The sequence below is a fragment of the Thioclava atlantica genome (assembly GCF_000737065.1).
Lineage (GTDB): Bacteria > Pseudomonadota > Alphaproteobacteria > Rhodobacterales > Rhodobacteraceae > Thioclava > Thioclava atlantica.
In genome coordinates, this window is the sequence record NZ_AQRC01000002.1 from 162,352 (window position 1) to 185,496 (window position 23,145).

General features: G+C 66.2%; 21 protein-coding genes and 1 tRNA gene. 15 read left to right on the forward strand and 7 right to left on the reverse strand.

The annotated features are described in order from the left end of the window. Positions 1–13: 13 nt before the first annotated feature. The 4 genes from DW2_RS03250 to DW2_RS03265 form a co-directional block, all read right to left on the reverse strand. A complete protein-coding gene (locus DW2_RS03250; RefSeq protein WP_051855262.1) occupies positions 14–2,074 on the reverse strand; it encodes a methyl-accepting chemotaxis protein in 2,061 nt (686 codons plus the stop codon). 95 nt (positions 2,075–2,169) lie between these two features. Further along, entirely contained in the window at positions 2,170–2,940 is a 771-nt protein-coding gene (locus tag DW2_RS03255) for an SDR family oxidoreductase (RefSeq protein ID WP_038143808.1), read from the reverse strand. A 107-nt stretch (positions 2,941–3,047) separates the two neighbouring features. Beyond that, entirely contained in the window at positions 3,048–3,698 is a 651-nt protein-coding gene (locus DW2_RS03260) for an aminotransferase class IV family protein (protein ID WP_051855265.1), read from the reverse strand. Next, positions 3,659–4,816: an aminodeoxychorismate synthase component I gene (locus DW2_RS03265; protein WP_038143810.1), complete on the reverse strand. Its 1,158-nt coding sequence runs from the start codon at positions 4,814–4,816 to the stop codon at positions 3,659–3,661. Before DW2_RS03265 ends, DW2_RS03260 begins: the two co-directional genes overlap by 40 nt. A gap of 317 nt (positions 4,817–5,133) precedes the next feature. On the opposite strand from DW2_RS03265, the gene DW2_RS03270 reads away from it, so the two are divergent. From DW2_RS03270 to DW2_RS03310, 9 genes are all read left to right on the forward strand, one after another. Continuing rightward, positions 5,134–5,613 (forward strand): hypothetical protein, encoded by a 480-nt coding sequence (locus DW2_RS03270; protein ID WP_051855269.1) that lies wholly within the window; start codon positions 5,134–5,136, stop codon positions 5,611–5,613. Between the two features lie 315 nt (positions 5,614–5,928). Beyond that, positions 5,929–7,320 (forward strand): MATE family efflux transporter, encoded by a 1,392-nt coding sequence (locus DW2_RS03275; protein ID WP_038143813.1) that lies wholly within the window; start codon positions 5,929–5,931, stop codon positions 7,318–7,320. Continuing rightward, complete coding sequence (locus DW2_RS03280; protein ID WP_038143816.1) at positions 7,317–7,772, forward strand: glyoxalase superfamily protein; 456 nt, start codon at positions 7,317–7,319, stop codon at positions 7,770–7,772. Before DW2_RS03275 ends, DW2_RS03280 begins: the two co-directional genes overlap by 4 nt. A gap of 104 nt (positions 7,773–7,876) precedes the next feature. Further along, entirely contained in the window at positions 7,877–9,160 is a 1,284-nt protein-coding gene (locus tag DW2_RS03285) for an NAD(P)/FAD-dependent oxidoreductase (RefSeq protein ID WP_038143817.1), read from the forward strand. Between the two features lie 149 nt (positions 9,161–9,309). After that, the gene (locus DW2_RS03290; RefSeq protein ID WP_038143819.1) at positions 9,310–10,740 is read left to right on the forward strand and encodes a UbiA family prenyltransferase; all 1,431 of its coding nucleotides are present in this window, start codon (positions 9,310–9,312) and stop codon (positions 10,738–10,740) included. After that, positions 10,737–11,159, forward strand: a complete 423-nt coding sequence (locus DW2_RS03295) for a GtrA family protein (RefSeq protein ID WP_038143821.1) — start codon at positions 10,737–10,739, stop codon at positions 11,157–11,159. The genes DW2_RS03290 and DW2_RS03295 overlap by 4 nt, the downstream gene beginning before the upstream one ends. Then, positions 11,156–12,481, forward strand: coding sequence for an FAD-binding oxidoreductase (locus DW2_RS03300; protein WP_038143827.1), 1,326 nt, complete (start codon positions 11,156–11,158; stop codon positions 12,479–12,481). Before DW2_RS03295 ends, DW2_RS03300 begins: the two co-directional genes overlap by 4 nt. Further along, entirely contained in the window at positions 12,478–13,215 is a 738-nt protein-coding gene (locus tag DW2_RS03305) for an SDR family oxidoreductase (RefSeq protein ID WP_038143828.1), read from the forward strand. The genes DW2_RS03300 and DW2_RS03305 overlap by 4 nt, the downstream gene beginning before the upstream one ends. Positions 13,216–13,375: 160 nt before the next feature. After that, on the forward strand, positions 13,376–14,449 hold the full coding sequence (locus DW2_RS03310) for a site-2 protease family protein (protein WP_038143829.1): 1,074 nt from the start codon (positions 13,376–13,378) through the stop codon (positions 14,447–14,449). A gap of 123 nt (positions 14,450–14,572) precedes the next feature. On the opposite strand, the gene DW2_RS03315 is transcribed toward DW2_RS03310, so the two are convergent. Continuing rightward, positions 14,573–14,662 (reverse strand) — tRNA-Ser (locus tag DW2_RS03315). Positions 14,663–14,847: 185 nt separating this feature from the next. On the opposite strand from DW2_RS03315, the gene DW2_RS03320 reads away from it, so the two are divergent. Then, on the forward strand, positions 14,848–15,939 hold the full coding sequence (locus DW2_RS03320) for an AI-2E family transporter (RefSeq protein WP_081874844.1): 1,092 nt from the start codon (positions 14,848–14,850) through the stop codon (positions 15,937–15,939). Positions 15,940–16,144: 205 nt separating this feature from the next. Here DW2_RS03320 and DW2_RS03325 read toward each other — a convergent pair whose 3' ends face one another. Both DW2_RS03325 and DW2_RS03330 read right to left on the reverse strand, forming a co-directional pair. Next, positions 16,145–16,744, reverse strand: a complete 600-nt coding sequence (locus DW2_RS03325) for a peptidylprolyl isomerase (RefSeq protein WP_038143830.1) — start codon at positions 16,742–16,744, stop codon at positions 16,145–16,147. Continuing rightward, a complete protein-coding gene (locus DW2_RS03330; protein WP_038143831.1) occupies positions 16,737–17,243 on the reverse strand; it encodes a peptidylprolyl isomerase in 507 nt (168 codons plus the stop codon). Before DW2_RS03330 ends, DW2_RS03325 begins: the two co-directional genes overlap by 8 nt. Before the next feature lie 182 nt (positions 17,244–17,425). Here DW2_RS03330 and DW2_RS03335 point away from each other — a divergent pair, with 182 nt between their 5' ends. From DW2_RS03335 to DW2_RS03355, 5 genes are all read left to right on the forward strand, one after another. Then, positions 17,426–18,619 carry a phosphoglycerate kinase gene (locus tag DW2_RS03335; RefSeq protein WP_038143832.1) on the forward strand — a complete coding sequence of 398 codons (1,194 nt, stop codon included), beginning with the start codon at positions 17,426–17,428 and terminating at the stop codon, positions 18,617–18,619. A gap of 4 nt (positions 18,620–18,623) precedes the next feature. After that, positions 18,624–19,424 carry an SDR family NAD(P)-dependent oxidoreductase gene (locus DW2_RS03340; protein WP_038143833.1) on the forward strand — a complete coding sequence of 267 codons (801 nt, stop codon included), beginning with the start codon at positions 18,624–18,626 and terminating at the stop codon, positions 19,422–19,424. Between the two features lie 98 nt (positions 19,425–19,522). After that, positions 19,523–20,416 carry a fructose bisphosphate aldolase gene (locus DW2_RS03345; RefSeq protein WP_038143834.1) on the forward strand — a complete coding sequence of 298 codons (894 nt, stop codon included), beginning with the start codon at positions 19,523–19,525 and terminating at the stop codon, positions 20,414–20,416. A gap of 225 nt (positions 20,417–20,641) precedes the next feature. After that, entirely contained in the window at positions 20,642–21,739 is a 1,098-nt protein-coding gene (dctP, locus tag DW2_RS03350; RefSeq protein WP_038143835.1) for a TRAP transporter substrate-binding protein DctP, read from the forward strand. Between the two features lie 90 nt (positions 21,740–21,829). Continuing rightward, positions 21,830–23,143 (forward strand): TRAP transporter small permease subunit, encoded by a 1,314-nt coding sequence (locus DW2_RS03355; RefSeq protein ID WP_038143836.1) that lies wholly within the window; start codon positions 21,830–21,832, stop codon positions 23,141–23,143. Positions 23,144–23,145: the final 2 nt, after the last annotated feature.

The window sequence follows — 23,145 nt, forward strand, 5'->3', positions numbered from 1 at the left end:
TCCCAGCTCCCGGTCAGTTCGCGACCTTGAGCCACTCCGCCTCCTGCTCCCCCGGAGCCGCGTTCTCGACCGTGAAATAGGAGAGTTCCTGACGGACGTCCTGCATCAGCTCGTCGAGTGCGACGATCGATGCGGTGGTCTCTTCGGCCATCGCAGCATTGCTCTGGGTCGCCCCCTCGAGATCGCTGACCGCCGAGTTCAGTTCCTGAAGCGCGTTGGACTGTTCGCTCGCGGCGAGGGCGATCCTCTCGACGCCTTGCGAGATCTCGTTGATCTGCACATCGATGGATTTCAGCTGCCCGCCGGTTTCCTTCACCAGCCCGACCCCTTTGGTCACATGCGCGCCGGAGGCCTCGACGAGTTCGGAAATCTCGCGCGACGCCTCGGAGGTCCGCTGGGCGAGCGCGCGCACTTCGGAGGCGACGACCGCGAAGCCCCGACCGGCACTGCCGGCCCGCGCCGCCTCCACTCCGGCATTGAGCGCCAGGAGGTTGGTCTGGAAGGCGATATCGTCGATCATGACCGAAATCGCCGAGATCTGCTTGGAGGATTCCTCGATCGCGTCCATCGCGCTCATGGCGTCCTTCATCGTCGCGCTCGAGCGGGCGGTGTCTTCGATGACGATGGTGGCTTTCTTGCGCGCCTCGCTCGCATCCTCGGCGGAATGGACGACGGAGGCGGCAAGTTCGTTCAGCGCGGCCGCGCTTTCTTCGAGCGTGGCGGCCTGCCGCTCGGTGCGCTGCGCGAGCTGGCGCACAGCGCCCGAGACGGCCTCGGTCGAGGAGGCCACCTCGGTCGAGCGATCCGATACGCTTCGGATCACGTCATGGATCTTGCCGACCGAGGTGTTGAAATCAGCCCGGATCGCGTCGAGTTCGCCGAGTTCCGTATAGAGCCGAACCTCGAGATCGCCGGCCGAGAGCCTGCCGAGCCCCTCGCGCATCACTTTCGCGGTTGTCTGGAAGACCGTCGTATCGATCGCGAATTTGACGATCTTGACCACTTTCCCGGAGGCGTTGCGGATCGGGTTGTAGCTGGCGCGGATGAAGACCTCTCGGCGGTCCTTGCTGACCCTGATGAAATCGCCATCCTTGGCGCGGCCCTCGCTCAGATCGCGCCAGAAGGTGGCATAATCCGCGGCCGCGGCGGCCTCTTCGGACAGAAAGATGCGGTGATGCTGACCGACGATCTCTTCCTCGCGGTAGCCCAGGGCGTTGCAGAACAGGTCATTCGCCCGGAGGATGACCCCGTCGGGCGTGAATTCGATCACCGCCTGCACCTTCTGGATCGCGTCGATCTGGCTGAGCGAGTCGGCCTCGATATTCTTGGCCTTGGTGACGTCGAAAGCGTATTTCACCACCTTGAAGGGACGGCCGTCGGGATCGGACACCGTCTCGTAGGTGGCTTCGAGCCAGATATCGTCGCCCGATTTGCCGACGCGCCGCACCTGCCCGTTCTCGGACCCGCCTTCACCGAGCCGTTTCCAGAAAGCCGCATATGCCGGCGTGCGATCCTCGCCCTTGGGCATGAAGATCCGATGATGCTTCCCCACCACCTCGTCGAGAGTGTAACCGACCGTCGTGAGAAAGAGATCGTTCGCGGCGAGGATATTCCCCTCGAGATCGAATTCGATCACCGCCATCGACCGCTTGACCGCATCGACCTGCCCTCGATTGTCCCGCCGCATGAGGTGGAACTTCGTGATGTCGCGTGCGATGACGACGATCTCTTTCTTTCCGGACGAGCCAGTCGGGATATAGGTTGCCGAAAGCCACAGTTCCTCTCCGCCGGCGGAGAGGAGCGGGGTGACGCGATAGCTTTCCTCGCCGCGCGAGATCGGATCGAAGACCTCGCTCAGCCAGGGGGCGGCCCGGTCCTGCGGGCGCAGGAGGTCGTGAAACGGTTTCCCGATGACCGCCTCGGCCGTGTGGCCCGTCACCTCGCAGAACACGGCATTCGCCGCGCGGATGATGTTGTCGCCATCGAGCCGCAAGATCAGATGGCTGTGACTGATCAATTCGAGATCGCGAGCGTCCTGCGCGTCATTGGGTGCCCCGCGAGAAAGCTTAAACATTGTGACCACTCCGTTCCTATCGGCTCTCCTGTCTCGAATCGGTAACCGAAAGAAATTAGGAAGAGGCTAATGCGCGCAGGTCCGGCGCCGGCTCGTCACCTCCCGACTGGCGGCAGACCGATGCGGGCGCGGCCTTCATCTGTCTTGAGCGAGAAATCCGTGCCTGCGAAGTCCGCGCCCGCCTCGGTGCACAGATAGGCGATGCCGCGCGCCACCCATTCGGGCGGGATATGGGCCGAAGGGTCGAGCTGGCTCACCGGGTTGATGCCCGAGGCGCGGATCGCCACCTGCATGTCGGTCGCGACCGTTCCCGGGCTGAGCCCCACCACGCGGATCCCCTGCGCTGCGTATTCGAGATCCGCGCAGCGCGTGAGCGAGAGCACCGCCGCCTTGGTCGCACAGTAATTGCTCCAGCCCTCGAGCACGCCGGTGGCCGCGCCCGAGCTGATATTGACGACCACCCCGGCGCCGCGCTCCAGCATCGCGGGGATCGCCGCGCGCATCGCGTGATAGACGCCCTTGAGATTGATATCGACGCCGCGGCTCCAGACTTCGGGATCGCTTTCGGCCAGCCGCGCGATCGGCTCGATCACCGCGGCATTATTGACGAGGATGTCGAGCCCGCCGAAGGTCTCGACCGCTTGCGCAACGGCCGCCTCGAGATCGGCAAACCGGCTCACATCGCCCGGAAGCGCGAGCGCCCGGCCGCCTGCATCCGCGACCTCGGCTGCGAGCCCGTCGAGCGCCTTCGCATCGCGCGCCAGCATCACCACATTGGCGCACGCTTGCGCGAAATGGCGCACGGTGGCGGCCCCGATGCCGCGGCTCGCGCCGGTGATGAGAACGGTCTTGTTGGCGAAATCCATGGTCGGGCACCTCCGGGCAGTGAGCTGATGGGAAAGCGATCCGGCGCGGGCGCGCCGTCACCGGGGAACCTAGCAGGTTTTCGTGCCGCGTGTAGGGTGCGAGGCCATCACTTCCCGAGGCGCGCCGGGATCAGCCCGCGCAGCGAATTGCCGCAATAGACCGCCTCGGCGGTGCGGAGGACCTCGGGGAAGAGCTCGGCCTCCTCGGCCTTGCCGGTCGCCAGAAGCTCCTCGCGCAACACTCCCGGCAGCAGGCCGCAGGAGATCGGGGGCGTCAGGAGGCGTCCGTCCTTCTCGATGAAGAGATTGGTGATCGTGCCTTCGCAAAGCGCGCCGCGCTCGTTGAGGAACACCAGCTCGTCCACCCCCTCGGGCAGCGCCGCCCGCGCCGCATCGTAGAGCGCGCGCCGGTTCGTCTTGTGGCGCAGCCACGGATCGGTGGAACTCAGCCGCGCCTCGGCGATGCGGATCGTCCAGAACGGCGGATTGGGGGCGAGCGGGGCGGTGCTGCAGGCGAATACCCCATCCGAGCGCATCGAAAGGCGCACCCGCAGCGGTTGATCGCCGCCGATCCCGGAAAGCGCCGCCTGCGCAGCCTCGAGCCGGAAGGGCAGCCCGAGCACGCGCGCCGAGCGCGCCATCCGGGCGAGATGCCGGTCGAGACGGACGAACCCCTCCGCCGGATCGAAGCGGAAGGTCTCGATCAGTTCGAGCGCGCTCAGCTCGGCGTCAGTGAGGTCGCGAAACGGGTCTTCCACAGGGCCTCCTCGTATTCGGTCTCGGCGGTGCTGTCATACACGACCCCGCCGCCCACGTTGAGCCGCGCCGTGCCGTCGCCGGGCAGCACGATGGTGCGGATCGCGACGTTGAATTCCATCGCCCCCGAGGGTGCGATCCAGCCGATCGCCCCGCAATAGGCGCCGCGTGGTCCGGTCTCGAGTTCGCGCAGGATCTCCATCGCGCGGATCTTCGGCGCGCCGGTGACCGAGCCGCAGGGAAAGAGCGCCTCGAACAGCCCCGCCAGCGTCCAGTCGGGCAGAAGCTGCGCGGTGATATGCGAGGTCATCTGGTGGACGGTCGCGAAGCTCTCGACCTTGAAGAGCTCGGGCACCCGGACCGAGCCGATCTCGGAGACCCGCGAGAGATCGTTGCGCAGCAGATCGACGATCATCAGGTTCTCGGCGCGGTTCTTCGGATCGGCGGCGAGCCAGGCCCGGCGGCGCGCGTCCTCTTCGGGTTCACCCGCGCGCGGCAAGGTGCCCTTCATCGGACGGGTCTCGATCCGGCCCGCCGCATCGACACGGAAGAACAGCTCGGGCGAGCGCGACAGCAGCACCGGCCCGCCAAGATCGACGAGCGCGCCATAGGGCACCGGTTGGCGCGCCGCGAGGGCGCGATAGAGCGCCTCGGGCGTGCCGTCCACCCGGGCCCTGAGCGCAAAGGTCAGGTTCGCCTGATAGATGTCGCCCGCCGCGATCAGCTCCTTCACCTGATCGAAGGCCGCGCGGTATCGGTCGAAATCCCAATCGGGCACGAATTCGGAAAAGCCGCTGCCCCCCTGCCCCGGTTCCAGCGGCCCGGTCTGCAGCGGCTCCGGCGCGCGGGGTGCGTCGAACACACCGAATTGCAGCAGCGGCTCGGGACGGTCCTCCGGCAGAAGCGGCCGCAGCCGGTCGGTCATCAGATAGCCAAGCTCATAGCTCGCATAGCCCGCGAGCCACTTGCCCGCCGCCCGCGCCGCCTCCATCGCCTCGAAAGCGGGGGCGAGGTCATCGGGAGTCTCGGCGCGGATCACCGCCGCGGCCTCGGCGAAAAGCGTGCCGCCCGCGCGCGGTCCGTGATCGAAGCGCACGCGCCCGCCCGATCCGGCGCCCATGTCCGACCGTGCCGCGCGACCTCGCTGATCGTCACCCCGCTTCAAGCGCTTCTCCCAAGAACCCGTCTTTACATCCGCGCCGAACACCGCTCCCGGCCGCGCGCGCTGGCTCGCTTTATGTTGACCACGCGCGCGAAAAGCCAGCCCAAACTCGCAGCGAAAGATCGCGTTCCACGCCGGTGACGCGCCGCTTTCTTGCGCGACTCGGCATTCGGGCGCATCCTTTCTCCAAGGCCCGATTGCGGGGCGGAAATCGGGTTTTCCAGACGCAGGGAGAGCGTCATCGGGTGCCGCCCGGATTCCGAGGGAGGGAAACCATGAAACCCGTTCACTGTATGGCCGCGTGTTGCCTCGCGGCCATTCCCGTCATCGCGGCCGCCCAAAGCGGCGATGTCAGCGCCGCGCGGGGCCTGTATGTCTCGATCATCGGCGGCTGTCACGATTGCCACACCGGGGGCTACAACGAGTCCGGCGGCAAGATCGACCCCGCGACCGCACTCGCAGGCGTTCCGCTGGGCTATAGCGGTCCGTGGGGGACGAGCTACGCCTCCAATCTGCGCGACAGCGTCAAGGACATGAGCGAGGAGGAATTCGTCAAATTCGCCAAGACCTTCACGGCGAAACCTCCGATGCCCGTCTACAATGTCCACGCGATGGAGGAGACCGATCTGCGCTCGCTCTATCTCTACATCAAATCGCTCGGCTCTCCCGGCGCACCGATGCCCGAGGCGCTGCCGCCCGGCGCGGAGCCCGCCACGCCCTATATCGTGATGGAGCCGGTGATGCCGAAGGGCTGAAGCGGTCCGGCCCGGAGAGGGAAGTGACGCCACCGGCCATCCGAGCGAAGATCGGCTCGCCCTTCCGCATAGACGGCCTTGCCTGTCTGCATGCCGCGCGTCTCGGCACGGCCGGGCGCGCCGCGAAAAGGCTTGACCTGCACGGGACGCGCCCCTATTGGCCGTGGCAGGCCGCAGACGCCCGCCACCCGCAGACGACATGTCCCGGTGAAGTTCTGCCGATTACCGTTTCTCAGATTTCCTTCCCGCGTCTCGCGTGGATGGCAATGCGGGTCCCATCTCTCGACGGCGAGACTGGCACGAGGAACGAGAACGATGGCCGATCTCTCCCGCAATCCCTTTCTCTGCGCGCCCCTTGCGGGGCTCTATGCGCGCACCGCCCTGCCGATCATCTTCGTGATGGGGATGAGCGGCCTTCTCACCGTCGTCGATGCACTCTTCCTTGGGCATTATGTCGGCGCGCGGGCGCTCTCCGCCGTCACGATGACCTTCCCGCTCTACATGCTGCTCGTCGCCATCGCGACGCTCGTGGGCAGCGGCATGTCGAGCCTTCTCGCCCGTCACCTGGGCGCAGGACGGCTCGACGCCGCCCGCCAGGTCTATGCGAGTGCGCACGGCCTCGCGCTGGCCGCAGGGGCTTGCCTGATCGCGCTCTTCGCGCTCTGGGGCGGCGACGTCACCGGGCTCGCGGCGCAGGGCGATGCAGGCCTTGCGGAGATGGCGCTCACCTATCTGCGCATTCTCGTGCTGAGCGCGCCGGTCCTCTTCATCCTTTCGGTCAATTCGGATGCGCTGCGCAATGAAGGCCATGTCGGGACGATGGCGGCGATGAGCCTTCTGGTCTCGCTCGGCAATATCCTCTTCGATTACCTGCTGATCGCGGTGATCCCGCTCGGCGTGGCGGGCTCGGCCCTCGGCACGGTTCTGGCGCAGGCGCTCGCCCTGGCGATCATCCTCGCCTATCGCGGCGCGGGCCGCACGCTGCTGCATCCGCGCGACGTGCTGCGCCACGCCACGACCCGCGACTGGGGCGCGATCCTCGCGCTTGGCGCGCCGCAGAGCCTGAGCTTCATCGGCGTCGCGCTGGCCTCCACGGCGATCCTCACCGCGCTGCAGATGATCGGCAGCCCCGATTACGCCGTCACCGTCTCGGCCTACGGGATCGCCACCCGCGTCATGACCTTCGCCATCCTGCCGATCCTCGGCCTGTCGCAGGCGATGCAGACGATCACCGGGACCAATCACGGCGCGGGGCTCTGGTCCCGGCGGGACCGGAGTTTCCGGGTCGCGGCGGGGGCGGCCTTTCTCTATTGCCTCGCCGTCGAAGCGGGTCTGAACGGCTTTTCGGGCAGCCTCGGGCGCGCCTTCGTCTCCGATCCGCAGGTGGTGGCAAAGCTGGCCGGGATCCTGCCGGTGATGGTGGCGCTCTTCGTGGTCACGGGGCCGCTGATGATGGTCTCCGCACATTTCCAGGCGATCGGCGATGCGCCGCGCGCGGCCTTGCTGGGGCTCGCGAAGCCCTATCTCTTCGTGCTGCCGCTGACCTTCGCCCTGCCTCTGACCTTCGGCGAGGCGGCGATCTGGTGGGCGAGCCCCGGCGCGGAGGCGCTCTTGCTGGGGCTGACCGGGCTCGTGCTGTGGCGCGGGGCACGGCGAGGATCGCTTCGCTGGGGGCTCTTCTCGCGCCAGGCGGAGGGACGGACATGAGCGCGCCCCTCCCCACCCTCACCGAGGCCAAGGCCGCCGCGAAGCGCCTGCGGGCGGAGCAACGCGCGCAGGGCGTCGAGATCTCGCATGCCAAGGCGCTCGAACGCATCGCCCATCGGCTTGGCTTTCGTGACTGGAACGCCTGTCATGCCGCCATCGCCGACCGCACGCCGGACGCGTTCACGCCTGGCGCGCGGGTGCGCGGCCGGTACCTCACGCAGCCCTTCACCGCCACGGTGCGCAACGCGCAGAACCTCGGCGCGGGCTGGTTCCGGATCGAGCTCGATCTCGATGCGGCGGTGGATGTCGTGACCTCCGCGCATTTCTCCAATTTCCGCAAGAGGGTGCGGGGCGATGTCGGGCCCGACGGCCATTCGCGCGAGCGCACCTCCGACGGCACCCCGCATCTCGAGATCGTGTTGCGGAGCCGATCCGAGCGCGCCCCTGATTGACCTGCATCAATCTCATGCCCTGCGCCGGATGGTAGCGTTTCCTAATGCGACACCGGAAATGCGCCTATTCCGGCGCAACCCGGGCAAGGAGGAGAACACAGCGCATGGCACATGTCGTCGTTTTGGGTGCGGGGCTTGGCGGGGTGATCATGGCCTACGAGGCCAAGGATCACCTCGGCGCGCAGCATCAGGTCACCGTCATCAATCAGGGGCCGACCTACAGCTTCGTGCCCTCCAACCCTTGGGTGGCCGTGGGATGGCGCAAGAAGGAGGAGATCGAGGTCGACCTGACCAAGGTCATGGCCAAGCGAGACATCGCGTTGCGCCCCGAAGGCGCGGCGCGGGTCCATCCGGCCGAGAACCGCGTCGAGCTGACCAATGGCGAGAGCGTCTCCTATGATTATCTGGTGATCGCCACCGGTCCCGAGCTCGCCTTCGACGAGATCGAGGGGCTCGGCCCGGAAGCCAATACCCAGTCGGTCTGCCATGTCGATCATGCCTTGCAGGCCAAGGCGGCCTTCGACGAGCTTCTGAAGAACCCCGGCCCCGTCATCGTGGGCGCGGTCCAGGGCGCGAGCTGCTTCGGCCCCGCCTACGAGTTCCTGTTCATCCTCGAGACCGCGCTGCGCCGGGCCAAGATCCGCGACCGCGTGCCGATGACCTTCGTCACCTCCGAACCCTATATCGGCCATCTCGGGCTCGACGGGGTCGGCGACACGAAGGGCCTGCTCGAAAGCGAGATGCGCGAGCACCACGTCAAGTGGATCACCAATGCCCGCGTGAGTTCTGTCGAACAGGGCATGATGCATGTCGAGGAAGTCGGCGAGGATGGCGCGGTCAAGAAAACCCATGACCTGCCCTTCGCCTATTCGATGATGCTGCCCCCCTTCCGCGGCGTTCCGGCGGTGCGCGACATCGAGGGCCTCGTCAATCCGCGCGGCTTCGTCATCGTCGACAAGTATCAGCGCAACCCGACCTACCCGAATGTCTTCGGCGTCGGCGTGGGCGTGGCGATCCCGCCGATCGGCCCGACCCCCGTGCCCGTCGGCGTTCCCAAGACCGGCTTCATGATCGAGAGCATGGTGACGGCCACCGCGGTCAACATCACCGCGCTCATCGAAGGCAAGGAGCCCCACGAAGTCGCGACATGGAACGCGGTCTGCCTGGCCGATTTCGGGGATTCCGGCGTCGCATTCGTGGCGCAGCCGCAGATCCCGCCGCGCAACGTGAACTGGTCGTCTTCGGGAAAATGGGTGCATTTCGCCAAGATCGGCTTCGAGAAATACTTCCTGCGCAAGATCCGCATGGGCAAATCCGAGCCGTTCTACGAACGCGCGGCGATGCAGGCGCTCGGCATCGACAAGCTCAAGGACACCCATAGCGAATAAGCGCCGCCCTACCGGCGATCCGCGCGATTATGCAACAGAAACCAGCGCTTGAAGCCCCAAGCGCTGGTTTTTTCGTCACCTGTCGGGTAGCACTGTGCCCAGATACGAAAAAAGACCTTATCGGCTTGGCAGGAACGAGGCTCCTTCGCGTGCCCGACACATCTCGTGAAATTCTCATCGTCGACCTCGACGGTACCCTTTTGCGCAGCAACATGCTGTTCGAGAGCTTCTGGTCGGCCTTCGGCCGGGACTGGCGCACCCCATTCTTCTCGGCGGCCGCGCTTCTGGGCGGGCGCGCGGCGCTCAAGCGCCACCTCGCCACGGCGGCCGAGGTCGATGCGACCACCCTGCCCTATGATCAATCCGTCGTCGCCTTCATCGAGGAGTGGCGCCAGGCGGGCGGGCGCGCGGCGCTCGTCACGGCCAGCGATCAGGGATTCGCGGAGGCGATCGCCGCCCATCTCGGGATCTTCGACGAGGTGCATGGCTCGGACGGCAAGCTCAACCTGAAAGGCGAGAACAAGGGACGCTTTCTTGAGGAACGCTTTGGCACGAAGGGCTTCGCCTATATGGGCGATGCGCCCGCGGATCTCCCGGTCTGGAAACGCGCCGCGAGAGCGGTGACGGTGAACGCGAACGGCGGGCTGCGGCGCGGCGCGGAAGGCGTGTGCGACGAAGTCGAACATCTCACGACCGGCAAGCGCGCGATCCGACCCTATCTCAAGGCGCTGCGGCCGCATCAATGGCTCAAGAACACGCTCGTCTTCCTGCCGATGCTGGCGGGCCATCAATTCGACGCCGCGACGGTCCTCGCCTCCGTGCTGGCCTTCATCTGCTTCAGCCTCGTAGCCTCGAGCGTCTACGTGCTCAACGACCTGCTCGATCTGGGCGCCGACCGCGCCCATCCGCGCAAGCGCAGACGCCCCTTCGCCTCGGGCGACATTCCGCTCGGATACGGGACGTGGCTGGCGGGCACGCTGATCCTGCTGGGCGTGCTCACGGCGGCGATGATCGGCCGGGAATTCCTGTTCGTGATGGCGGGTTATTACCTGCTTACCACGGCCTATTCGCTCCATCTCAAGCGGCGGATCGTGCTCGATATCTGCGTCCTTGCGGGGCTCTACACGATCCGGATCATCGCGGGCGGTGTCGCGACGGGGATCCCGCTCTCGGTCTGGCTGCTCGCCTTCTCGGTCTTCTTCTTCCTGTCGCTCGCCGCGGTGAAACGTCAGGCCGAGCTGATCGACAGCGCCGAGCGCGGCAAGCTGCAGGCGAGCGGGCGCGGCTATCATGTGGACGACCTGCCGATCATCTCGATGATCGCGATCGGGGCGGGTTATGTCTCGGTTCTGGTGATGGCGATGTATGTCAACGCGCCCTCCACGATCGAGCTCTACGCGCGCCCGGAGGCGCTCTGGGGCGTGTGCATCGTGCTGCTCTACTGGATCTCGCGCACGGTGATGGTCGCCCATCGCGGCCAGATGCATGACGACCCGGTCGTCTTCGCGGCCAAGGACCGGACCAGCCAGATCTGCCTGCTGATCATCATCGCCTTCATCGTGGGAGGGGCGCAGGCATGACCTTGCACGGCCTCATCCTGCGCTATGGCGCCTTCGCGGCGATCGCGACGGCGGTCAACCTCGCGATCCAGCGGGCGGTGCTTCAGTTCGGCGAGGAAGGCCTGGTCTTCGCCGCCGCGATGGGTGCGGGAACCATTGCGGGGCTCGTGGTGAAATACCTGCTCGACAAGCGCTGGATCTTCTACGACCTGTCGGCAGGCGTGAAGGATCACGGCCGGAAATTCACGCTCTACACCGCGATGGGAATCGTCACGACCGCGATCTTCTGGGGCAGCGAAACCGCGTTCTGGCTGATCTGGCGGAGCGATCTCATGCGCGAGCTCGGCGCGGTGATCGGTCTCGCGATCGGCTATGTGGTGAAATACAATCTCGACCGGACCTTCGTTTTCACCGACAGCCGCCTGAGGGCCGCGGGATGAAGCTCTCGGGCTGGGGACGCTACCCGGTTCTCGAGGCCAGGGTCCACGCGCCGCGCAGCGTCGAAGCGCTGCAGGCACTCGTGCGCAGCGAACCCAGCGTGATCGCGCGCGGCAATGGCCGGGCCTATGGCGACAGCGCGATCAATCCCGCCGCGACGCTCGACATGCGTCATCTCGACCGGATGATCGCCTTCGATGCGGGCACGGGGCAGGTCGTGGCCGAAGCCGGGGTCCTGCTGGGCGATGTCATCGCCTCCTTCCTGCCGCGCGGCTGGTTCCCGATGGTCACGCCGGGAACCAAATTCGTCACCCTCGGGGGCGCGATTGCGGCCGACGTGCACGGCAAGAACCACCACAGGGATGGCAGCTTCCGCGAATGCGTCGACTGGATCGACCTGATCGGCGCGGAGGGCGAGATCCGGCGCTGCTCGCGCGAGCAGAACCGCGCCCTGTTCGAACACACGATCGGCGGGATGGGCCTGACCGGGATCATCGCGCGTGCGGCGATCCGGCTGCGCCCGGTCGAAAGCGGCTGGATCCGGCAGACCACGATCCCCGCCCCCAACCTGCGCGCGGCGATCGCCACTTTCGAGGAGTCCCAGGACGCGACCTATTCGGTGGCCTGGATCGACTGCCTGGGGCGCGGCGAGACGCTGGGGCGCTCGCTCGTGATGCTGGGCGAACATGCCACACGCGCCGATCTGTCCCCCGTCCAGGCGCGCCGCCCCTTCGAGACCGGCGCCAAGCGCAAGCGCAGCGTCCCCTTCGACTTCCCTTCCTTCACCCTCAACCGCCTGAGCGTGACGGCGTTCAACAAGCTCTATTACTGGCAGGGCGCGCGCAAGGCGGGCGTCGAGATCGTCGACTGGGACAGCTATTTCTACCCGCTCGACGCGATCCTCGGCTGGAACCGGATCTACGGGCGCAAGGGCTTCGCGCAGTTCCAATGCGTCCTTCCCCTCGCGGAAGCGGAACGCGGTCTGTCGGCCCTTCTCGAAGAGATCGCCGAGACAGGCGCGGGCTCGTTCCTCGCGGTGCTCAAGCGCTTCGGCGCGCAGGAAAGCCCGTTCTCCTTCCCGATGGAAGGCTACACGCTCGCCCTCGATTTCCCGATCACGCGCAAGACCCTCGCCCTGATGGAGCGCCTCGACCAGATCACCATCGATTTCGGCGGCCGGTTCTATCTGGCCAAGGACAGCCGGATGACGGCCGCGACCTTCCGCGCCTCCGAACCGCGCCTCCGCGATTTCCGCACCCAACTCGACGCGCAAGGGGCGGCGCGCCACTTCCGTTCGGCCCAGTCAGAAAGGCTCGAGATATGACACAGCCCCCGGTTCTCATCCTCGGCGCGCGCTCGGACATCGCGAAGGCCACCGCCCGCGCCTTCGCCGCGCAGGGACATCCGATCCAGCTCGCCGCCCGCAATGCCGAGACCCTCGCCGCCGAGAAGACCGATCTCGAGACGCGCTACGGTGTCGCGGTCACCCTGCACGAGTTCGACGCGCTCGAGACCACGCGCCACGAGGCCTTCCTCTCCGCGCTCCCCGAGCTGCCCCGGATCGCCATCTGCGCGGTGGGCCATATGGGCGAGCAGGAGGAAAACGAGCGCGACACCGCCGCCGCGATCCGCGTGATGCGCTCCAATTACGAGGGCCCCGCGAGCATCCTCGCCCTGCTCGCGAACCGCTTCGACGAACGCGGCTCGGGGACCCTTGTCGGGATCAGTTCGGTCGCGGGCGAGCGCGGACGCGCGACGAATTACGTCTACGGCTCGGCGAAAGCCGGATTCACCGCTTTCCTGTCGGGCCTGCGCAACCGGCTCGCCAAGCGCGGCGTCCATGTCGTGACCGTCCTGCCGGGCTTCGTCGCCACCCAGATGACCGAGGGAATGGATTTGCCCGAGAAACTGACCGCGCACCCCTCCGAAGTCGCCGACGCGATCGTGAAAGCGGTCGCGCGCCGCCGCGACGTCATCTATGTCCGCCCGATCTGGCGCCTGATCATGACCATCATCCGCGCCATTCCCGAGCGGATCTTCAAGGGGATGCGGATTTGATCGCCCCGCGCGGATTTACCGCTCGCGCCCGATCGCGCCCTTCCAAAATTTGATTCAGGTCCTGTCCGCGCGCTCCGGAATGTGCACACTTGGGGTCGAAGGCCTCCCGGTCGCGGAGGCATTTCACGGCTTGGGCGCGCAAGGGGGGTCCGGAGAGAACATGAATTGGTCCTATTCCATCGGCAAGGTCCGGGGCACCGAGCTCCGGGTGCATATCACCTTCTTCATCCTGCTGATCTGGATCACGGTCGCGGCCTGGACCGCGGACGGGATGCAGGCGGCAGTGACGAACCTCCTCTTCATCCTCGCGGTCTTCGCCTGCGTCGTGCTGCACGAGCTGGGCCATGCGACGATGGCCGCGCGCTTCGGCGTGAAGACGCCCGATATCACCCTGCTGCCGATCGGCGGCCTGGCGCGGCTCGAGCGGATCCCGGAGAACCCGAAACAGGAAATCCTCATCGCCGTCGCGGGCCCGGCGGTCAATGTCGTGATCTGGCTCGTGCTGACGCTGGTGCTCGGCGCGGTCACGCAACAAGGCGCGCTGCAATCGCTCGAGGACTACACGCAGAATTTCTGGGGCCGGCTGGCGGCGGTCAATCTCCTGCTCGTCGCCTTCAACCTGATCCCGGCCTTCCCGATGGATGGCGGGCGCGTGTTCCGCGCCGTGCTCGCGCTCTTCATGGACCGGGTGAAAGCGACGCAGGTGGCGGCGCGCACCGGCCAGGTCATCGCCTTCCTCTTCGGCTATTGGGGTCTCGTCGGCGGCGGCCCGATCCTGGTGCTGATCGCGGTGTTCATCTTCCTGGCCGCAGGCGCGGAAAGCTCCGACGCGACGATGCGCAGCCTCGCCCACGGTGCGCGGGCGCGCGATGCGCTCATCACCAGCTATCTCTCGGTCGCCCCCGACGACACGCTGCAGACGGCGGTGAACGCGATCCTGCACTCCTCCCAATCCGAGTTCCCGGTTCTCACGCCCGAGGGCCGGTTCGCGGGCATCCTGACGCGCGAGAGCGTCATGGCCCATCCCGAACCCGAACATCGCCAGCAGCCGGTCTCGGCGCTGATGATCCGCGACCTGCCCAGCGTGACGCCCGAAACCGAGATGGAGACCGTTCTCGACGCCTTCACCGGAAAATATGTCCCCGCCGTCGCCGTCATCGACCGGACCGACCGTTTCATGGGATATATCAACCGCGAGAATATCGGCGAGTGGTTCATCCTGTCGCGGAAATAGAGCGCAAAGCGAGCGCCGCCCGCGCGCAGCCTTTGGTGCAAGCCGCCATCGCCCGTTCGCGCAGGCGAGCAAGCGCAGCGGAGCTAGGGTGATGGGACGCAGCCGGGAGAAATCTGGGGGTTGTGGCGGAGAGGAAGGGATTCGAACCCTCGAGACGGTTTCCCGCCTACACACTTTCCAGGCGTGCGCCTTCGACCACTCGGCCACCTCTCCGCCGGCGGGTGTAGCCGCAAATCCGGGGCGGATGCAAGAGCCCTTCCCGAGAAATGCTGCGCAGCACGAAAACGGCCCGAACCGGACGCCGCGCCGCTTGCGCCGGTGCGGCGGGCCTCCTAGCATGTGAGCGGTGCGGCGTCTCCTTGGGGCCGCGCCAGCGACGGATCAGGAGCGCAATGAAGATGAAGGACAATTCCGAACAGGGCAGCCCTGCCCTGCTCGACCAGCCGCCGCGGCAGCTGACCAATGTGCTGCTCGGGATCATCGCCTTCGCGCTGGTGCTGTTCCTCATGGTTCAGGCGCGGTTCATCCTGATCTCGCTCGCCATCGCGATCATCCTGTTCTCGCTCACCTCCGAGGCGATCAATGCGGTCGGACGGCTCCGGATCGGCCCGTTGCGCATTCCGCCGCGCCTGGCCTCGCTGGTGGCCCTCGCGCTGATCGCGGCGGGGCTCCTGACGCTTACCGCGGTGCTGATCAGCCAGGTCAACACGGTGGTGACGATGATCCTCAACTATGCCGGCCCGGCGCAGCGTGCGATTGCGGAGCTGTTCAGCTGGATGGGCCCCGAGGTCGAGCAATCGGTGCTCGCCTCGATGCAGAGCATCCAGGTCGCGGGCTATCTGACGACGCTGGCGAGCCAGGCCTCGAACCTGCTCTCGGCCACCATCCTGATCATCCTCTTCGTCGGCTTCCTCTTCGCCGAGCGGATCTGGTTCGACGCGAAGCTGCTGAGCCTGATCGGCGATTCCGAACGGGCCGAACAGGTGGCGCGGATGGTCGGCACGATCATGCGGCGGGTGAATCACTACCTGCTGGTCAAGGCGATCGTCAGCGCCGTCACCGCGCTCGCGGTCTACGGGGTCTTCCAGGTGGGCGGGTTCAACCTCGCGGTGCCGGTCGCGATCATCACCTTCGCGCTCAACTTCATCCCGTCGATCGGCTCGATCATCGCCACGATCATCGCCGCGCTCGCGGTCTATGTGCTCACGCAAAACCCCTATTCCGCGGGATCGGTACTGATCGCGGTGGGGGTGCTGCAATTCGTGATCGGCAACGTGATCGACCCAATGCTGATGGGCCACGCGCTGCGGCTCTCGAGCTTCGGGATCATCATCTCGCTGGCCTTCTGGGGCGCGGTCTGGGGGCTGCCGGGGATGTTCCTCGCAGTGCCGATCATGGTGGCCTTGATGATCATCTGCGCGCAAAGCCCGCGCCTGCGCCCGCTGGCGGTGCTGCTCTCGCGTGAAGGCCTGCCCGAAACCGATCATTGAGGCAGACAGGAGGGGGGCGCTGCCTCCGTCGCCGGACGGCGACAATTAACAGGAAAAGAGGGGGCGCTGCCCCCGTCTCTTGGCAGAGACTCCCCCGGGATATTTTCGTCAAGAGGAAGGAAAGACAGACTCTTCCTCTTGATCCAAATATCCCGGGGGGTGAATTCGCGGATGCGAAGAGGGGGGCAGCGCCCCCCTGCCCGCGTCAGTTCTGCTCGACCGTCGCCTTGGCGATGTAATCGGGATCGGTCACGACCCCGTTCTTGTTCGCATCGCCCTTCTTGATCTGGTCGACGACATCCATGCCCTCGATCACATGGCCGACCACCGTGTACTGCCCGTCGAGATAGGGCGCGGGGGCGAACATGATGAAGAATTGCGAATTGGCCGAGTTCGGATCGGCAGAGCGCGCCATTCCGACGATGCCGCGCTGGAAGGAGCGGTTCGAGAACTCCGCCGGCAGGTCGGGCAGATCCGAGCCGCCCATGCCCGCCATCGAGGTATCGCCGCCCTTCTTGCCGAACTGCACGTCGCCGGTCTGGGCCATGAACCCGTCGATCACGCGGTGGAAGACCACGTTGTCGTATTTGCCGTCCTTGGCCAGGGTGATCAGCCGCTCGGTCGCCTTGGGCGCGACATCGGGGAGAAGGTCGATCACGACCTTGCCCTGGGCCTGACCCTCGATCTGCAGCACGAGCTTCGGCCCCCCCGTGTCGGGCACGCCGGAATTGCCCTGAGCGAAGGCCGCGGGCGCTGCGAGCGCGAGCGCTGCGGCCAGAACGGTGCGGCGGGCGATGTTACGCATCGGCGGCCACCTTCACCGAGATCATCCGGTCGGGAGTCGCCGGCGGCTCGCCGCGCGCGATCTTGTCGACATGTTCCATGCCCGAGATCACGCGGCCATAGACCGTGTATTGCCCATTGAGGAAATGGTTGTCCTTGAAGTTGATGAAGAACTGCGAATTGGCCGAATTCGGGTTCATCGAACGTGCCGCGCCGAGCGTGCCCCGGTCATGCGGGAGCTTCGAGAATTCCGCCGGGAGATCGGGATATTGCGACCCGCCGGTGCCGGCGCGGCCGGGATTGTAATCCTTTTCCATATTGGCGTTCTCGACATCGCCGGTCTGCGCCATGAAGCCTTCGATCACGCGGTGGAAGGCGACGTTGTCATAGGCGCCGTCGCGGGCAAGCTGCTTCATGCGCTCGACATGTTTGGGCGCGATATCGGGCAGGAGCTCGATCACAACCGGCCCGTCCTTGAGTTCGATGATGACGGTGTTTTCAGGGTCCTTGATCTCGGCCATGAGGTCCTCCTTTGAGATTTGCGCCCGACCATAGGGACGGGGAAGAAGCGCAGCAAGGACAAAGCGCCGCACTCGGCGGGCTCCCGTTGACGCGACCCATCGCCGCAGGGCAAGAATGCGGACAAAGACGGTCGGCGGCGCATTTCGCGCCGCGCGCCGCTTCGATTAGGGAGACAGTGAACATGGCATGGAAAACCCTCGACGAGGTCGATCTTGCGGGCAAGGTCGTGCTGGTGCGCGTCGACATCAACGTACCGGTGGAAAACGGAAAAGTGACCGACGCGACGCGGATCGAGAAGATCGTGCCGACGATCCGCGACATCCTCGACAAGGGCGGCAAGCCGGTGCTGCTGGCCCATTTCGGCCGCCCCAAGGGTCAGGTCGTGCCGGAGATGAGCGTGAAGCCGCTGGTGCCCGCGCTCGAAAGCGCGATCGGCGCGCCGCTCAGGTTCGCCGAGGACTGCGTGGGCGGCCCCGCGAAAGAGGCGGTTCGCGCGCTTCAGCCCGGCGAGGTTCTGTTGCTCGAGAATACCCGTTTCCATGCCGGCGAAGAGAAGAACGACCCCGAGCTGGCGGCCGGGATGGGCGCGCTCGGCGAGGTCTATGTCAATGACGCCTTCTCGGCCGCGCACCGGGCCCATGCCTCGACCGAGGGCATCGCACGGGTCCTTCCCGCCGTGGCGGGCCGGCTCATGGAGGCCGAACTCAAGGCGCTCGAAGCGGCGCTTGGCGACCCCGAGCGCCCGGTCACCGCGGTCGTGGGCGGGGCGAAGGTCTCGACCAAGCTCGACCTGCTGGGCAATCTCGTGACCAAGGTCGATCACCTCGTGATCGGCGGCGGCATGGCCAATACCTTCCTCGTGGCCCAGGGCATCGACGTGGGCAAATCGCTCGCCGAGCGCGACATGGCCGAGACCGCGCGCGAAATCATGGTCAAGGCGAAGGATGCGGGCTGCCAGATCCACCTGCCCTCCGATGTCGTCGTGGCGCGCGAGTTCAAGGCCGGGGCCGAGAACGAGACCGTTCCCGCCGATGCCTGCCCGGCCGATGCGATGATCCTCGATGCCGGCCCGGATTCGGTCGAACAGATCGCCAAGGTCTTCGGCAACTCGAAGACGCTGATCTGGAACGGCCCGCTGGGTGCCTTCGAGATCGCACCGTTCGACGCGGCGACCAACGCGGCGGCGGCGAAGGCGGCGGAGCTCACCCGCGACGGCAAGCTGATCTCGGTCGCGGGCGGTGGCGACACGGTGGCTGCGCTCAACAAGGCCGACGCGGCGAAGGACTTCACCTATATCTCGACCGCGGGCGGCGCCTTCCTCGAATGGATGGAAGGCAAGGAATTGCCCGGCGTCGCCGCGCTCGAGCGGGGCTGAGGCGGTGAGCGGCCCGCGCGGCTGGGCGCTGGTGACCGGGGCCTCGTCGGGCATCGGGCGTGAACTGGCGCGGCTGGCGGGGGCCGAGGGCTACAATCTGGTGCTCTCCGGGCGGGATGTGACGGCGCTGGCCGATCTCGCCCGGGAGATCGAGACCGCCTCGGGGGTGTCCGCCCGCCCCTGCCCGGCCGATCTGTCGCAACCGGGCGCGGCGGCCGCGCTGTGGACGCGCGCCTGCGAGGCGGCGGACGGGCCGATCCATGTGCTGGTGAACAATGCGGGGCTCGGGCGGCACGGGGCCTTCGCGAGCGACGCGGGGGGCGATGCGCGCGAGGACGAGGTGATCGCGGTCAATGTGAGCGCCGCGACCGAGCTGATGCGGCTCGCGATCCGCACCATGCGCAAGCGCGGCGCGGGGCGGATCCTCAACGTCGCCTCCGCCGCGGGCTACATGCCGGGACCGGGCATGGCGGTCTATCACGCCTCGAAGGCCTATCTGCTGCATCTCAGCGAGGCGGTGTCGGAGGAACTCTCGGACACGTCGATCACCGTCACCGCGCTGTGCCCGGGCGTCACCCGCACCGGCTTCTTCGAGCGCGCCGAGATGGGCACGACCTGGCTGATGCGGATCGCCCCGGTTCCAGACGCGGCCCGTGTCGCGCGCGCGGGCTGGCGTGCCTGCATGGCCGGACGCCGGGTGGCGGTCACGGGCATCGACAACAAGATCTTCACCTTCCTCGCCCGGATCTTCCCGCGCCGCCTCGTGGTCAAGATCACCGGTTTGATGCTGCGCCGGACAGGCTGAAAGCCGCGAAGTTTCGGCGTGTTAGCGTCACCAGCGTTGCATCGGCTCCGCGCTGATCCTATGCCTTCGTCCATCCCACATCTCCCAGGAGGACCCCCATGCCCAATGCCAAGCAGACGGAACAGATTCGCGAAGGCAACGGCTTCATCGCCGCGCTCGATCAGTCCGGGGGATCGACCCCGAAAGCGCTGCGGCTCTACGGCATCGGCGAGGACGCCTATTCGAACGAGACCGAGATGTTCGACCTGATCCATCAGATGCGCACGCGGATCATGAAATCGCCCGCCTTCACCGGCGAGAAGGTCGTGGGGGCGATCCTCTTCGAACAGACGATGGACCGCGCGGTCGATGGCGTGCCCACCGCCACCTATCTGTGGGAGACCCGCGGCGTCGTCCCCTTCCTCAAGATCGACAAGGGTCTCGAGAAGGAAGCGCATGGCGTGCAGCTGATGAAACCGATCCCGGGGCTCGACGATCTGCTCGCGCGCGCGGCGAAGGCCGGCATCTTCGGCACCAAGGAGCGTTCGGTGATCTCGGCGGCCAATCCGGGCGGGATCAAGATGGTCGTGGATCAGCAGTTCGAGCTGGGCGCGCAGGTGCTCGCGCACGGGCTGGTGCCGATCATCGAGCCCGAGGTAACGATCTCGATCGCCGACAAGGCCGAAGCCGAGGAGATGCTGCTGGCCGAGATCGTGAGCCATCTCGACGCGGTGCCCGAGGGCCAGCAGGTCATGCTCAAGCTGACGCTGCCCGAGCAGCCCAATCTCTACAAACCGCTCGTCGATCACCCCAAGGTGCTCAAGGTGGTTGCGCTTTCGGGCGGCTATTCGCGCGACGAGGCCAATGCGAAGCTTGCGCAGAATACCGGGATCATCGCCTCGTTCAGCCGCGCGCTGACCGAGGGGCTTTCGGCGCAGCAGCCGGATGCGGCGTTCGACGCCATGCTCGCCGAGGCGATCGACAGCATCTACGCGGCCTCCGTGGCGGGCTGATCCGGCCCGCGAACGGCCACTATTACCGATCTCGATCAATCAGGGGGCGTTCGCGCCCCCTTTTGCATATGAAGGCCCTGCACGGCCCATCCCCGGCGGCCGCGGCCGATCAATTTTTGCCAAAATGTAAATTTTTCTCTCGCTTTCAACACTTTTTCGCGATTTCTATGTGAGGTGGAGGAAGTTCCGAAAATCGCAAGACATACGGAAAAGGGAGGAACACCGATGTCGAAACTCATTTCCCGCCGCAAGGCGTTGAGCGGGGTTGCGCTGGCGGGTGCCGCCAGCCTGGCCGCGCCCCATGTCGCGAGCGCTGCGGCCGAAGGCACGACCTGGAAGATCCAGACCAGCTGGCCCGGCGGCGCCGGCCTGCAGATCTTCAAGGACTGGTGCGCGACGATCCAGGAAAAGTCGGGCGGCGAGCTCGCGTTCCAACCCTTCGGCGCCAATGACGTCGTGGGCGATTTCCAGCTCTATGACGCGGTGAAGAACGGCGTGCTCGACGCGGTGAACCCGTTCACCATCTATGCGCAGGGCATCATCCCGGCCGCCACCTTCCTGACCTCGATCCCGCTCGGCATGCGCAACCCGCATGAATTCGACGTGTTCTATTACGGCCTCGGCGGTATCGACATCGCGCGCGAACTCTATGCCAAGCAGGGCATGTATTTCGTGGGCCCGGTCCATCACGGCCCGAACATCATCCACTCGAAGGTGCCGATCCGCTCGATCGACGACTTCCGCGGCCGCAAGATGCGCCTGCCCGGCGGCATGGTGGCCGAGGTGTTCAACGAGATCGGCGCCGAAACCACGGTTCTTCCGGGCTCCGAGATCTTCCCGGCGCTCGAGAAGGGCACGATCGACGTGGCCGACTATGTGGGCCCGGCGGTGAACTACGCGCTCGGCTTCAGCCAGGTCACCAATTACATCGTGATGGGCCCGCCCGGCTTCATGTCGCTCTACCAGCCGGTGGACATCATGGACATCACGGTCGGCCAGACCGCCTGGGACAAGCTCAGCCCGCAGATGAAGCAATTCGTCGAAATGGAGACCCACGTCTATTCCGACATGCATCACGCGGCGATCCAGAAGGCCGACCAGGAAGCCTGGGGCAAGTTCGAGGCCGATGGCACCGAAGTCACCCGCCTGACCCAGGACGACGTGGAGCTGATGACCGAGGTCGCCGTGCCGATCTGGTTCAACTACGCCAACCGCGACCCGGATGCCGCGCGCGTCTTCAAGATCCAGCTCGACTACATGATGTCGGGTTCGCTCGGCTATGTGGACCCCGCGCTCACCGAAGGGCTCGAACTCAAGCTCTGATCTCGGGCTCCCCGAGTAAGACACCCGCCCGGCGCCTTCGAACAGGGCGCCGGGCGATTGCCGGATTCAGAAAAACAACAGGACGACACCATGCCCGGTCTCAGCTTTACGCTGCCACACTGGCTCTACTGGGTCGGGCTGATCGTCTTTCCCCTCGTTGCGATGGTGCTTTCGCGCCGCCCCGCCCCCGAGGAAAGACGCTACAGCCTGCCCCTGGCCTATCTGATCGCCGTCACAGGCGGCATCCTCGGATTGCACCGTTTCTATCTCAAGAGCCTGCTCGGGCTCGTGTATCTGCCGATCTTCCTTTTCGTGCTCTACGCGAACGGGCAGGAAAGCGCGGCACGCACGCAGTTTTCCGATTACGCCAACCAGGTCCGCGTGGCCGAGCGCACCGTCGCGCGCGAAGAGGAGCGGGTCTCCGAAGCCGAGGCCAGCCTTGACGGGCTCAAGGCGGCGGTGACCGAAGCCGAACCGGGCTCCTTCGCGGCCAAGAGCGCGCAGCGACGCGTCGACCGGGCCGAGGCGGCCATCGAGACCGGCCGCGGCCGCGTCGAGGAGGCGCGCGCCACGCTCGCCGAGTTCGGTCCGATGCAGGGCGAGGCCGCGCAAGAGCGGCAGTTCTGGAACAACATGGCGGGCTATGCCTTCTATCTCATCCTCGCGCTGCTGCTGATCGACTTCGTGCTGCTGCCCGGCATGGTGCGCCGCGCCAACGCCGCCCTGCCGGTGCATGAGGAGATGTCCGAGGCCGAACGCGCCCTGCGCGCCGCCGAGGCCGAGGAAGAGCTCAAGCATGACCGCGACTATGCCGAGAACTGGATCGACCGGCTGTCGCTCTTCTGCGGCGAATTCGTCAGCTACTGGGCGGTGATCGCGGTCTTCGTCTACTATTACGAAGTGATCGCGCGCTACGTCTTCAACTCGCCCACCAACTGGGCGCATGAGGCGATGTACCTGATGTTCGGGATGCAATACCTGATCGCGGGCGCCTATGCGATGCTCACCGAGAGCCATGTGCGCGTGGACATCTTCTACGCGCCGATGTCGCGACGGAGGAAGGCCTGGGTCGATCTCGGGACCTCGATCTTCTTCTTCATCTTCGCAGGCACGCTGCTCTTCACGTCCTGGATCTTCGCGATGGACGCGATCGCCGTGCCCTCGGGCAATTCGGTGGTCTCGGACTGGGCGCGCGGCCAGATCGGCTTCGGCGAGATGCTGGGCTCCTTCGGTTTCAACCAGTGGTCCGATCCGAACATCCGTTGGGGCGAGATCAGCTTCAACGAATGGGAAGTGCCGCTATGGCCGATGAAATGGGTCATGGTGATGGGCGGCCTGCTGCTGGTGCTCCAGGGCATCTCGAAGCTGGGCAAAGACATCCGTGAAATCGCGCGGGGGAACTGAGG